We start from the raw sequence: 13,149 nt of genomic DNA on the forward strand, positions 1-13,149 counted from the left end.
GTAAGCTTTAATATAACAAAAGTTCGGCTATTTAAAATAATAACAATCTGTTTTTGTTCGACTTTGGGAAGGGACGTCCCATATTATTGGTATGATGTTTTTACACCTAGAGTAAAGTTCGATAGTAAATTTTAATATGTTAATGTAATTTTTTGGTGTCTAATTTTTTATTTCTAGGTGGATTGTTGACCTGAATTTTAATTGAACCATGCATTGGTGTAGGTGATTTTTATGTCTTCAACTACTACCTTAAATAAATCGACGGACTAGCAAAACAACGGCTTACCACCTCGCTCAATTTTGAGTTGGTTTCAGGTATGGAGTAACTTTGGTCAAGAACCAAACTTGCGGCATCTATTTTGAATTCGGTAAAAAACGTACGTCGTTGTCAAAAATGCTGGAATGATATGTCGTTTCATTCGAATTTAGCCCGTTTACACCCATAAAAATTCAGTATGAGATCGAAACTAAAACAGACAGATTAGAGCGACACTATGCATAGGGAAGTCTCATTTAGTTAAGAAATATTCAAGGAACGTATTGTCTTGATTGTTGATATGCATCTTATTGTGTATCTTCATATTCCTTTGCAACAGTTAACACGTAATTTATTCACTCTGTATAAAACCTTTAATAAAGGGAGACTTAGCCTTATGAGTGACTCTAGTGTCATTAGTAACGCAGACAACTTCTCTTCAAATATTGACTCTGGGGTTGATCCACGCACTGGCATGTATTCGGTTAGTATTAATGTTGGACGCTTTTTTCTTACAAAAGCAGTGGCTCTACAATCTCCGTTCAACTGACATATGACGCTTCTAACGGGCTTGATACAGGCTTTGGTAGAGGGTGGAGTATACCTATAAGTCAATTTAGCAAGGATAATGATGTATTGGTACTTTCTACTGGACAGTCATTTAAGTTGGTATGGAATGACGAGATAAAAGAATATGAAATGCCATATAGAAAACTAAAAGATATAAGAGTGTTATATATTGATGACTCTAAAGAACTTAAGGTTATTCATAAAGATGGTAGAGCTGAGTATTTAGATTGGGAGGAGGGGATACATAAAAGAACTGTGTCCCCTTCAGGGTTAGAAACTTACTACGAGTACGGTAACTTTCATTTTCAGCCAGTGTTATGGCGAATGTATGATAAGACCGGTAGAGAGCTTATCATTGATTGGTGGACTAATGAGTGGGAAACAATCATTGAGCATCGTCTAGGCGGTGATGTTGGTCAGACAATAATTATCGAGAAAACAGGTGGAGGTGGTTTTAAGCGCTTGTCCAATATTTCGTTTCCTGGACTGAGTACTCCGATGTATTTTCAGTATAGATATGTAGATGAGTCTGGTTATGATGTGATCGAAAAATCCGTTCACGCAACAGGTTTAGTAGAGCAAATGGAATACCTAGATCATGGTCACTCTCTACCTGAAGATGCGCCTTTGGTTAGTATTCCTTTTATCCAAAAATATACGATGTACCCAGGAGAAGCGCAGCCATTACAATTCGTTGTATATGACTACTCGGATAAAAATTACTTAGGTTTTGGCAGCGATAGAGCTTGGATGCCAGGTGAAGATACGCTGTTTAAAGCGAGAAGTGATTATCGGTACACTACGATAGAAACGCATAACAGCAACAAGGTTGTTGAACGTGAGTACAACAAATATCACCTAATAGAAAAGGCGAGATACTATGATAATGGGGATCTTTACAAAGAAGAATCCTATGAACACTTTGCTAATCTTGATGCTGATATAGAGAATCAACCGGCAATTTACAGTCTGCTCAAGAAAGAAACGACGACATATCATTATCTCGGAGTTTCTAGAACCTTTACTAAGGCATATGATTACGATGATTATGGCAATTTGACTCTTGAACGGGAGGTGGATGGCTCTCAGACAACCCGAACTTTTTACTCGGCTTCAGGAGAATCAGGCGCCTGTCCAGCTTCGCCCCATGACATGGTTTATTTAGTTAAAGAGGAATGCTTTGTTCCCGTTAAATCTAACCACAATGAAGCAGCTCGAAAGGAAGTGATGACCTACCAATCTCTGGCGAGTCAGGATGGTAACTATTTCATCGTTCTATCCTCTTTGAGAGGCGATAATTATTCAAAAGAGTGGGGTTACTATGATGATATTAATCGACCACTAGTGCATGGTCGCGTTCTATCTGAGAAATCAACAGTCGGATCATATGCTGAAACTGTGCACTATGATTATCACTTCGCTTCTAACGGACTAAAGACTTCGGCGACTCTTCTAACTCATGACGGTATTGAGGTTACAGAAAGTGAAACCGTAGAGTACTTTTTTTACCTTTCTATAGAACGCATTGACAGTCAGGGAGTGGTTAGTCGATTTACGTATGATCAACTGGGACGCATGACACAAGCACTGTTTGCCCCTGATACTGAGTTTGAAACCAGTAAGAATATTGTGTATTGCGTAGGTGGTGGCAACAATGTGACAACCGAAATGGACGCAAAAGGAAATGCCACCAGTACCAAGATGAATAATGTAGGGAATGTGGTGAGTGTTAAAAATTCACCAAGTGGTTCTTTGCCAAAGACAGTTCATCAATTTAAGTATGATGAGTATGGTCTTGTATGCAGAAAGATTGACACAGATTGGCTAGGTTCTACTTCTATCACTCTTGAGACACAATTCACCTATGATGTGAATGGAAATGTATGTTCGGTGACCCATTCGGATGGAAGACAAGAGGTTATTGAACAGAACCCAGTATTACTTAGAACTACCTATAATTTGACGGGGCTCCTGTCTGAAATTACTACTTACAATCTGTCAGGACAGAAAGTTGAGAAAGAATCAAGAGATGCAACGGGAAACCTTCTTGCCAGAACACGTTATACCTATGATGGCTATGGGAACCTTCGGACAACTGAGGATACTGCTGGTCGCATTACTGAGGTTAGGTATGACAGCTTTGATAGAGTGGTTACGACGGAAAGGAATATTGATAATGAGCGAGTGGTTGAATCGTTTTCATACCCAGAATTCACCGATAGGGCTGAAGTAAGCCAAGTCTGCATCAATGGTGTCGAGTTAGGGCTGCGAGACTTTGACGGTCTATTTCGAGTCACCACTGAGAAGTCGGCAGACGTGGCTAGATCATATTCTTATGCTGGGGTAGGGGTTCGGCCAGATAGCATAACGATGCCTAATGGTGAACTCGTGGATGTTAGAAACAATGTTTACCTTCATGTATCAGAGTCTATTACTTTACGTGGTCGACCCACTTTAAACAGCTTATACAAGTACGATAAGCAAAATGCGCAGCTTGTTGGTAATCTTAATCAGGGGAGTAAAACAACTTTGACCAGAGATAGTTATGGCCGTGTATTAATCGAAAAGGTCGAACTAAATAATGGTGATGCTCGTCAATCGGTTTATAGGTATTCCCTACTTGGAAAACTGCTTGAACGTACGGATTTTTTCGGTAATAAAACACGATACGAATACGATAAGCTGGGACGTTTGGTGTCGATGACTGACGTTGACTCGAGTTGCAAAATTGAAACAATTATTGATTATGATAAATACAGTCGACCTTGGAGGTATACGACTCAGCAAAGTAGCGATAAAGCGGTAATAGAGCTTGACTATAATGCAACCGGGTTGGAAACCTCAAGAGTAGCTAGGTTCAATGGTGTTGAAGTCTTCTCGATAAAGCAGACTTATAATATCAGTCTGCTTCTTGATACGCGTATTTGTACTGACACAAGTGGGGCTTCTACAGAAAAGTTTGATTATGACGAGTTGAATCGCCTAGTGAGTTACAAGTGCGAGGGCTCGAATTGCCCTCAAGACGATTATGGTAATATCGTCACGCAGCAGAGGTTTACTCATGATATTTACAGCAATATCACTCAGGCTGTTAGTTCCTTCTTTGATAAAACCAGTAATACTGGAATTTTCTTTTATGACCCTCTAAACCCGGTAAGACTTTTAACAGTCAAAAATACCCACCCTAGCTATCCTAAAGAAGTTTTATTCGAATATGATGATTTAGGCAATCTAGTCAACGATGACCAAGGGCGAAGTTATCATTACAACGCGCTCAATCAGTTAGAGTCAGCCGATGATCGTGATGGGAGAGAGCTGTCTCGCTATAGGTATGATGCCAGTGGGCGAATGGTTTCTCAGACTGTTGGAGAGGATCTGTTGTATTTATTTTATAGCAATGGGCAATTATCCAACGAATTGTCAGGGGAGACCTATTCTCGTTACCATAGGGGATCGTCTAGGTTAACAGGGAGAGTTGTCTCTACTGAGAGTGAACAAAAACATGAATTTCTTTTTGGGAACACTCAAGGGAGTATCGTCAAAACTCTGTCGGATTCTGATAGTAAAGAGGAAAGAGAAACTCGGCGCTATACACCATATGGAGAGGGATGAGTCGATGAAGCAAAGCACTAGTAACATGCCGTTATCTTCTACAATGTTCAGTCAGGACCGGCGTCGTTTCATTAAACAGTCCTCTATGGTTACAGCAGGAACAGCCTTTGTTGGTATGGCTCCAACCATAGCTCGCTCATCGCTTCTACGTTCATCATCTTCTTTAGCTAACAGCCCTATTGCTTTAAACCCACTTGGGTTTAATGGTCAACGTAAAGATCCAGTGACAGGTGGATACCATTTGGGTAATGGGTACCGCATGTATAATCCTAGAATTATGCGTTTTAATTCCGCTGATAGTATGAGCCCTTTTGGTAAAGGCGGTATCAACAACTATGCCTATGCTTTGGGAGACCCAGTAAATCGGTCAGACCCCAGTGGCCATTTTGCCTTTCTAAGCTTGGTTATCGGTGCAATCGTCGGTGCAATTGTTGGCGCAGGTATTTCAGCGGCCGCTGAAGGTATTCGAGCGGCAGTTACAGGAACGAAATTTGATGCAAAACAAGTCGGCATTGGCGCTGCATTAGGCTTGATTAGCGGTGGTTTCGGGGCTGCAGCAGTCGGTACTAAGACTGGTGTTCAGATCGGTTTGGCTGTGGCAGATACAGTGGTTTCTGGTGGGGTTGATTTTGGGCTAAATGTCGCAGTAGGGACTCCGGTCAAGCAGGCAGGTATCAATGCCGGTATCGGTTCTGTAGTCGGTTTGGCTACCTTTGGTGTTGGTAAAGGCATAGGGCGACTGTTCCGTAGTCTTGACTCGATATCAAGCCGAATGGTTAGAGGTCGGAATGGCGCTTTTGGTTACCCATTGGGTCCTACCAAAAGCAGTCTTGGTTCTAGCCAAAGAAGATCAAGACGAGCTATTAAGTCTACTACTCCTTCTAGCGGGACATACTATAAGAGAGTTGACACACGAAGTCCGGGGACCATCCGTATTCATGGTGGTATGTATGCAGCTCCCGTCAATCAAGTCCCGGTGAGCTCCCTTCAAGGTAGGGCCTTTAGTGCAATAGAGGGGGGCTCTGTCTATGGTCAACTTTATGAGCCATCACTTTTTGATGGACCCAAACTTCTAATGGGAGAGTTGGTTTATTGTTATAGGCTAAATGTTACCGACCAACATGTGTTTGACCGGAACTATATACTAGAAAATCTTGATCAACATATCTCTGAAGGCACAATAATTGATGGCGAAGTCTTGATTGAGGGAACAGTTCTTCCCAATGACATTGAGGTTGCAATGGGAGGGGGTGGCAAAGAATATAACAAATGGATTGGGTTTCATACGTCAACATTTCCCACTGGAGTCTTTCTGTCTCTAAATGAAAATAGGATTCATATATGAATTTAAGATTATACATCGCTGTTATCACATTATTAACGTCAAGCGGCGCGATGGCGGATTGTAGTCATGCTTTTTTACTCTCGAAAATTGGGCCTCCGGGGAGCGGTGTGTTGGATTTATACGTTACAACACCAGGTTCTGGGAATATATACGGTAACGGAAAAATGCAGGCTATAGCCGACATTAATTATGTGTTAGATGAAAGTTATGAAGTAAAGTCATTTAAATTAAAAGACTACGATACTTTAGGTGATGTTGAAAACTCTGGGTGGTTCTATACAGATGAGGAAAATACTTATCTACATGATATCTCTTCAAGAACAAGCCGATACGCTAGCACTATGAATAAGGCAACGACTAAAAAAAGACTCTATCTTTCGACATTGATACCGTCTGATATAATTCGTGTATGTGCAGAAATCACGGTAGTTAACTCCCTTACTGGCGTTGAGTATACGAAAGATTCCTGTGAAGAAGGGATTAATAATAACAGTATAATGTTGAAATCCAATTTGCCTATTTACCTATCGACAGAAGAACTTTTATTGACTAGTAAAGAGGAAAATTTTTCTTTTGGGCAATCAATTCCCGAAGATGAAATTCACGAGGAATGGGAGAAAGGTTGTGTTAATGAACCTACATGTATAGACAGAGCTTTTTCTGCTCAGCTTTACTTGAAAACAAACTCAACACCTTTGATAAGTGAGGCGAATTACAGCAATCTACATGTGGAACAAGGGATTAATTATACAACAACAGACTCAGCAGCATTAATAGCTAACCCCGCCCCCAAAAGCCCAACAATGTTAAATTGGCTGACAACCGTATTTATTGATGTCAATACTACAAAAAAATTGTCAGCTATAAGCCTTTTTATGCCTTCAGAACCGAGTATACGCCGTCAATATGAGCTATCAGTCAAACCAGTGAATGGCTATAAGTATATTGGAACATTTTTTACATTGGAGTATAGAGGTCAAGATGCGGATTATAATGGGGGAGATAGCTACGTGGTGCAGCATGGGGCTGACACATGTATGACTGATTTGTCTGAGGCTGACTGCTATAGACCTGATGGGACTCATTACACGAGTGCTCATTCGGATATTGCAAACGTAGAGTCAGTTTACGAACGCGAGATAAGATTGATTGATGTGTATGGAACGACTTCTAGCTTCACTCTTGGTTTTGACGGTGATATTTTAGGCTGGAATCCAGTGAATGTAAAGTTGATGTAATAGTTACCAATTAACTCAGTCATACGCAGGAGTGGGCTGTTATTTGGATAAAATTGAATGTTGGTAATACTGTGGTATATATAGATCAAATGCTAACGACGTTGCCCTAATGCACTGGTATTTTCTGTACACACTGATAGTGTATTTTATAGACCATTAAAGCTTTGCTCTATGGTATGGGGTTGTTGTCAAAATTAGCATGCTGAGTTTAACGTTTTATGCCAAATGCCAAATGCCAAAATTCAACGAAACTGTAATATCTTAAGGTTTTATTAGAGCCGAAGTTGTCGAAAAGACAGCGCCATTTTGTAGATCTGAGACCAACAACCAACATGGCGCTTCTCGTGAACGATATTTAGTTGAGTATTCACTAAAATAGGTCTGCCGATTATATTTCAGGCCTCATTGGTACATTACTATGAAGGGCTTGGAGGTATAGATAGCAGCGCATTTTCAAGTATCTTATCCCCATATGACATACTGATAACGCAAGAAAAGCTCAAAGATACACTCGAACTTCTAATCTAAAATAATATGACAAAACAGGGAGAACGAACAGTAAGCCCAATGTCTGATAGCTAACCCTAAATATTAAGGACATTGTTCACGATCTACATCAAATGACATAACCGGGGTTGAATTCACATCTAATACTTGTAAATTATAGCGAACCCCAATTTCCATAAGCTTTCGAGTATCACTGCTTTCACAGTAACTTTGTTTGATAAGTGCTGGATAGTTTTTTATTTGCTCGTGGGTTAAAGGCGCCATTTGCAAGGTCAATTGGATTAAATTGTCTTGAACTTTTGCTGAGACTATTTTTACCTCTTTCTGAGAGACCTCAACGTGAGACAGTAAATCCGCTCTATTTTCTGCAAGTCTATGCACAACAGTGGAATCAGAAGCGGATGCGCAGCCTTGAAGTCCTATGAACAACAATGAGTAAATGAGTAAAAAGCGCATAAAAACCTACGGTTAGATAAAGATTATGACACTGTCATTTTAAGCGTGTTACAAATAGACAACATCTAAAGGGAAGGGTAATCAAAATAAAGTAGCTATGATACTCGGCGTTACTGGTAATATTTGTGCATTCTGCTCTGGTTTCGCTTTATTTTAAACAAAATTATTTTTTTGCTCTTACTGATATCAATATACAGTTGTAAGAATTATTCCAAATCTTACCAAAGACAGTAATATCTCTAGGGTTGGTATCCGTAATGACCACCGTTATAAATAATGGTGGCCATCCGAAGTAATGTGTATTTTTATAACTAATGAAAGATAGAGGGAGGAATATTAACTTTATTCCCCCCCTCGCTGATTTTATTTGATAGTTGTTGCTAAATTAGTTTAGTGTAACTTGCACTGAGCGTTCTAAGCGTGCATTACTACTATCGCTGAGAGGCTGTTGGTTAGCAACACCTAAGGTGTGGATACGCTCAGCATCAATACCTTGGTTGATAAGGTATTGCATCACATTTTGCGCGCGTTCATCTGATACTCTTAAGTTAGTTTTCTGTGAACCCGTTGAATCAGTACGACCTACAATATTAGCCTTCAATTGTGGGGTATCAAGCATTGTCGTTACGATTTCATCAAGATTGTATTGGCCATATTCATTCACACCCACCTGACCTGTTTCGTACGGTAGAGTATAGGTAGAGCGTGATACTTGAGTTGTGTTAACTTCTTTTACCACTTCGATAGGAACTTCAACTTTTTTCTCAACAATAAGAGGAGTTTCTGGTTGACCGAATTTGTAAGTCATACCCCAGTAAACTTGGCTAAGGTCTAGATCTTTGCCATTTTTGGCTTCTAGATTATTGTAGTAATCGTAACCAATCTTAGTTGTGACTGCATGTGTCAATTGATATTCAAGACCGAAGCCTGCTGTACCACTGAAGCTGTCTGTTTTGAGCTCATCACCATCAGCAAAGATGTAAGTTGCGCCTAACTTACCGTACATTGATAGGTTGTCAGTAAAGTATAAATTACCTTTCATCCCTAACGTACCAAGGTGTAAATCGGCATCATCAAGGTTATGCATGTAGTCGTAACTACCATATAAGCCAAAATGTTTACCAAAGTCGTAACCTATTTCCAATTTAGGGCTCAATACTTCGCTTTCACCAGCGGTAATATCTGAACCATCGGTCATCCCCATTCCCATAGCGGCACCAAGCCAAATGCCTGATTTGTCAATTTCTTGGTCTTGAACAGAAGTTGCCGCGTTTGCAAATCCAGTTGTAAATATCATTGCAAGGGTTAACATTTTCAATTTCATAAATTACTCTTCTATTGGGTATATAGTTCTACTTGTAAATCCAAAACAATTATGAAATCAGAAACGGTTCGTTTGTTCGAGCATTGTCAATTCAATTAAGGGGCGAATGAAAAGTGTCGAGGGCTGTCGCAAAAAAATATTATGGCATCAAGTTCTATTTTACTACCTTATGTTAATAGTTGAAGATTAATGCATTAACGAGCAAGAAACATACAAGAAATGGCACTATCTTACGTTCCGTAAAAAATTAAATGAAACATTTCATTTTCATTATCGTTCAACTAACGGGAAAGTTAACAAATTTATTTTTATCGATATTATTTAGATTGTTGTTATGAAACCGGTTAAACCGAGTAAAGTAAATAGTATAAGGAAAGTTAGTTTTATGATGAGTTTTATATTTATATTACTTTTTAGCGCAATGACCAGCGCGTTTATTGGTGAAAAAAGTAAGTTATGCATTCTTCACTATGTCTGTTTTTCTTGGTTTGTATTGGTTTAACCATCATGCAACCGACACATTGCCAATTTTGTTATAACGGAGAAAACATTCTGTGAGTCAACAACATATTATTACACTCAACACATTTGGTCTGTTAGGAATCACAATTGTTTTATTGATGGGATCGATTTTACAAATTAGTTTGAATGAATTGCCGTGTCCACTGTGTTTGCTTCAACGTTTGGGGTTTGTCATGGTAATGTTCGGGTTTATGCTGAATGTTGTTTACGGTACAGCGCCAAGTCACTACGGAATTACACTTGTGGGTGCATTGTTTGGAGCCGTGTCAGCACTTCGACAAGTTTCACTACACGTAATTCCTGGTACTCTTGGTTTTGGGAGTCCTGTGTTTGGTATGCATTACTATACGTGGGCATTCATAATATTTAGTATGACTATTTTTGGTGTTTCAATATTGCTAATTATTTGGAATAAAGAATTGAGTTTGGAAACCTACTACATTGGTAAATTTGGAAGAGCTGTGTGTATCTTGGCCATCTATGCCGTCTTTCTTAACGCTATTTCAACCTTCATTGAATGTGGGCCATTTGAATGCCCAGCGGATCCTGTAAGTTATTGGTTGCTTGACATACTTAGGTGAGTTTTACTGATGTTTAACCTAACACCACTAAACTTAATAATATAAGGCTTATAAAACTTTCCCAGTTGTAAGTAAGCTCTACTGACAAAAATTGGTGGGGCTATATTAGACATTTTTGATTACGTTCCACCTGTTTTAATTATCACTTCGCTATATCTGTATCCTGTTGGTTTACCTACCCTTAACTTTCGCTGCCTAATTAAAGTCAAACACTGATTATTGAATTAGGTACTTTTGAATTCAAAAATACCGGATGGTTGGTTGCTTAAAGTAAGTTTGTAATCAGCAGCGCTTGCGGTTTTCATACGGTTTTGTATTCATGTTTGTATAGAGCTCTCTGAAGAATCTTAATGTAAAACGCTTACACTTTGAATTATTTTTATCAATGTGTTGTGGGATAGCAGGAACGAGTGTCTAATCATCTTGGTATGATTGATTGCAATCTAAAGGCGGGTTGGAGTAGGCTTATTTATCAATTAGAGGCGTGTGTGTAAGGTGCTATATGTAGGCAATGGAATTGTAAATTGAGACATTGAGATTATATACAGCGAAGACATTCGTAAACCAGTCGAGTTTTACCACAGTGAGGTTGTCTAGGAGATTAGCCGATGTCACAACCTCATTGATATTCGGGTGGGTTATTTGTGAATTTAGCCCCTCTAGGCAGTAATACCATTTGTGTGAGGGTAAATCATGTACTTTACTTCAATGTAATGTATGGACCCTCATTTGTTTGAAGCCAGATTGCTGTTTGAATTGTGTAAACAAATGCCGAATTTGGGAGTCGACGCATCTGATGTGTTGAGTTTTGTTCATCGTTCGTATTTCTACTATTACGATATTTAATCGTTTGGTTGAAGTGTTCATTAATATCAATATAGTCGTAGTCGTAAAGTTGATACTATTGATGTTTATGTCATTTTTGTTGGCGCGCATGGTGCTAAATATTTACTATCGTGCTAATTCTGAGGGGGTGAAAATATTTGTGTGGAAAGTGAATTGGTTGTTAGCATTGTCGTGGGTATTTAGTGGTATTAATGCTAATGATTATGATTTTATCAATAGTTATATTGTCGGTATTCAAAACAGTTAAGATATCCAATGCCATTTTCTATGCAAGTTAATCAGAGAGAGATGCTGTTTACTGTAGTCTTCCAGCCTATTTTCGATCTCGAAATAAATACAGTTATTGCTATGGAAGTATTGTCTAGAGTACAGTCAGGAAGCAATATAGAGGCCGCTTTAAAACAAATATCATTAAATGGAAATTCACGTGAATTTACGTTAGCTCTATTCAAAGAAATAGTGAGCGTATGTAGTCTGCTGCCTGAAAGTGTCCGTTATCTGTCGGTAAACGTCACTATGGTTCATATGTGCAACTATCGAATTTGTGATGATTTGGAAGAACTAATAACTAGGTTATCTGAACGCAAGATTAAGTTAGTTGTTGAATTACCTGAAGGTGAACCATCCCCAAAACCAAAAAGCAGATCCGGAAGAATGTTAGCCTATAATATTAAGAGCCTTCAATGGCATGGTGTTCTTATCGCTATCGATGATTTTGGTCAAGGGTTTCACGTAGACGAAGCAGTTGTCTCTCGTTTTATGCCCGATATTCTGAAGATCGATAAGAAAATTGTGCAGGAACCGAACAACAACAGAGATGTTTGGTTGTTAATAGAGTCAATCAGGAAAAGGTTCAATTTGAGTGTTGTTGCTGAAGGGGTTGAACACGCGAAAGATCTCGATTTTGTCGTGGGTGAAGGAATCCAACTTTGCCAAGGGTTCTATTTCGGAAGGCCAGACAGTTTGTGAGCGTTTGATACGAATTCATTGTGGGCTCATTTCTTTCAACACTCTAGATCTCGTTTCGAGATACGCTCATAACCCCAAGATTTTAGTGAGATGGTAACTCTCTCTGGCATATTAAACATCTTTGTTGCATTTTTTGTATAATGACTCGTTCGCAGAATGAGTTCAAAAGGAGATTTTTTGCGTTCTTCTTTCGTTTTTTGCGTTCAATTATCAGTTGGAGTTTAATGGAGTGAGTTTGATTTATTTAATAGCGGATTGTATTGCTTTTGATCCCCATGGTAAGTGTATATATAGGTATGATAGCTTCAATAGAAAACAAACTATCAAATATGATATTGGAGATAACTCTAGTGACATTCTTATGGAATTGATCGTCAGTGGAACGTATCTGTCAGTAGAGCAGCTTCTTGAAGAAGTTTGGAGAAAACAAAGGCAGGTAGAGGTTGATGTCACAAGTGTTAGGCAGGCTGTGTCTAAATTGAGAAGAAGTCTTAAGATAGTGGCACCTCAAGTTGATGTGATAAAGACGATTCCCAAAAAGGGTTATTTATTCGACGCTAACGTCGAGCTCATCAGTAAAGGTGGTAATAGAAAAGAACGAGCACCAGTAGTTGTTTTAGTTTTGCTAAGTATTGTTATGCTCGTGTTTTTAATTAATTTTTTTCATATTATATTAAAAGCCCTGAAGACTCACCTTTTTCTAAAGTTGTTGGTATTGATTTAGTTGACTCCAGTTTGAACGTAGTTCAATCAAAACACCACCCTGTTGATAAAAAACTACTGCCGATATTTAGCAAGTGCATATCAGAATTGAACCTCTTTGATGCTGATACTGTTGCTATTTACTCAACAACGGAAGACTTTTTATCTTTGACTGCATTCTATGAAGAGCCTAATAAAAGGCAGATAACGTTTAGGTTAAT

Annotated in this window: 8 protein-coding genes and 1 pseudogene; 7 read left to right on the top strand and 2 right to left on the bottom strand. The window is 38.9% G+C overall.

The annotated features are described in order from the left end of the window. The first annotated feature begins 892 nt into the window (after positions 1-892). The 3 genes from AB8613_RS20885 to AB8613_RS20895 are packed head-to-tail and all read left to right on the top strand — an operon-like array spanning position 893 to position 7,021. Entirely contained in the window at positions 893-4,438 is a 3,546-nt protein-coding gene (locus AB8613_RS20885) for an RHS repeat domain-containing protein (RefSeq protein WP_372384914.1), read from the top strand. Positions 4,439-4,442: 4 nt separating this feature from the next. Then, positions 4,443-5,783 (top strand): RHS repeat-associated core domain-containing protein, encoded by a 1,341-nt coding sequence (locus AB8613_RS20890; RefSeq protein WP_372384915.1) that lies wholly within the window; start codon positions 4,443-4,445, stop codon positions 5,781-5,783. After that, complete coding sequence (locus AB8613_RS20895; RefSeq protein ID WP_372384916.1) at positions 5,780-7,021, top strand: hypothetical protein; 1,242 nt, start codon at positions 5,780-5,782, stop codon at positions 7,019-7,021. The genes AB8613_RS20890 and AB8613_RS20895 overlap by 4 nt, the downstream gene beginning before the upstream one ends. A gap of 591 nt (positions 7,022-7,612) precedes the next feature. On the opposite strand, the gene gspS2 is transcribed toward AB8613_RS20895, so the two are convergent. Further along, positions 7,613-7,984, bottom strand: coding sequence for a type II secretion system pilot lipoprotein GspS-beta (gspS2, locus tag AB8613_RS20900; RefSeq protein ID WP_372384917.1), 372 nt, complete (start codon positions 7,982-7,984; stop codon positions 7,613-7,615). Positions 7,985-8,369: 385 nt separating this feature from the next. Continuing rightward, complete coding sequence (locus tag AB8613_RS20905) at positions 8,370-9,308, bottom strand: OmpA family protein (RefSeq protein WP_372384918.1); 939 nt, start codon at positions 9,306-9,308, stop codon at positions 8,370-8,372. 385 nt (positions 9,309-9,693) lie between these two features. Here AB8613_RS20905 and AB8613_RS20910 point away from each other — a divergent pair. The 4 genes and pseudogenes from AB8613_RS20910 to AB8613_RS20925 all read left to right on the top strand — a co-directional run bounded on the left by AB8613_RS20910 (position 9,694) and on the right by AB8613_RS20925 (position 12,950). Next, a pseudogene (locus tag AB8613_RS20910) lies at positions 9,694-9,847 on the top strand (DUF5993 family protein). 15 nt (positions 9,848-9,862) lie between these two features. After that, the gene (locus AB8613_RS20915) at positions 9,863-10,411 is read left to right on the top strand and encodes a disulfide bond formation protein B (protein ID WP_372384919.1); all 549 of its coding nucleotides are present in this window, start codon (positions 9,863-9,865) and stop codon (positions 10,409-10,411) included. 1,101 nt (positions 10,412-11,512) lie between these two features. Beyond that, positions 11,513-12,226 carry an EAL domain-containing protein gene (locus AB8613_RS20920; protein ID WP_372384920.1) on the top strand — a complete coding sequence of 238 codons (714 nt, stop codon included), beginning with the start codon at positions 11,513-11,515 and terminating at the stop codon, positions 12,224-12,226. Positions 12,227-12,455: 229 nt separating this feature from the next. Next, positions 12,456-12,950: a transcriptional regulator gene (locus AB8613_RS20925; protein WP_372384921.1), complete on the top strand. Its 495-nt coding sequence runs from the start codon at positions 12,456-12,458 to the stop codon at positions 12,948-12,950. Positions 12,951-13,149 lie beyond the last annotated feature (199 nt).

The organism is Vibrio sp. BS-M-Sm-2 (assembly GCF_041504345.1).
In the GTDB taxonomy this organism is placed as follows: domain Bacteria; phylum Pseudomonadota; class Gammaproteobacteria; order Enterobacterales; family Vibrionaceae; genus Vibrio; species Vibrio satsumensis.

Bases quoted from the DNA above. Each gene is read 5' to 3' on its own strand.
- AB8613_RS20890 (WP_372384915.1), top strand. From the start codon at position 4,443: ATGAAGCAAAGCACTAGTAACATGCCGTTATCTTCTACAATGTTCAGT.
- AB8613_RS20895 (WP_372384916.1), top strand. From the start codon at position 5,780: ATGAATTTAAGATTATACATCGCTGTTATCACATTATTAACGTCAAGC.
- gspS2 (WP_372384917.1), bottom strand. From the start codon at position 7,984: ATGCGCTTTTTACTCATTTACTCATTGTTGTTCATAGGACTTCAAGGC.
- AB8613_RS20905 (WP_372384918.1), bottom strand. From the start codon at position 9,308: ATGAAATTGAAAATGTTAACCCTTGCAATGATATTTACAACTGGATTT.
- AB8613_RS20920 (WP_372384920.1), top strand. From the start codon at position 11,513: ATGCCATTTTCTATGCAAGTTAATCAGAGAGAGATGCTGTTTACTGTA.